At 52.2% G+C, this 460-nt stretch carries 1 pseudogene; it reads left to right on the top strand.

What is annotated here, in order from left to right:
• Positions 1 to 460, top strand: a pseudogene (locus QKE52_RS13335) (transposase); the annotation flags it as partial.

The raw sequence follows: 460 nt of genomic DNA, 5'->3' as shown, positions 1-460 counted from the left end.
TCTTGCTGTAGCAACTGGTGATGATCAGGTGTTTCGGGATCTGGTGCGCGCTCGGTTGATTAATCCTGGTTCGAAGTTTGATTCGATTGAAACCCTGGCTGAAGTTGGGGTGACAAGCGCAAGCTACGCCACGATTAAACGCCGACTACCTGGCTTTGCTACAGATGCCTTCGGCGAAGGATTAACCCAAGTGCTGGCGCATCATGCAGGTATCGGTCCAGGCACATTCATCTTGTACGACGTGACCACCTTGTACTTCGAAACCGATACTCCTGATGAGCTTCGCAAACCCGGATTTTCCAAAGAGCGCCGTATAGAGCCGCAAATCCTTGTCGGGCTGCTTACTGATGCCACTGGTTTTCCACTACATGTTGGAGCGTTTGCCGGAAACTCGGCAGAAACCCACACGATGCTGCCGATGATCACACGGTTCCAAGAGGCCTACCAACTCGATGAAGTC

It is taken from the genome of Corynebacterium sp. c25Ua_47, from assembly GCF_039907205.1.
Taxonomy (GTDB): Bacteria; Actinomycetota; Actinomycetes; order Mycobacteriales; family Mycobacteriaceae; genus Corynebacterium; species Corynebacterium hiratae.
The sequence above is the reverse complement of the archived record's forward strand: the minus strand, read 5'-3'. Positions and strand labels throughout refer to the sequence as shown.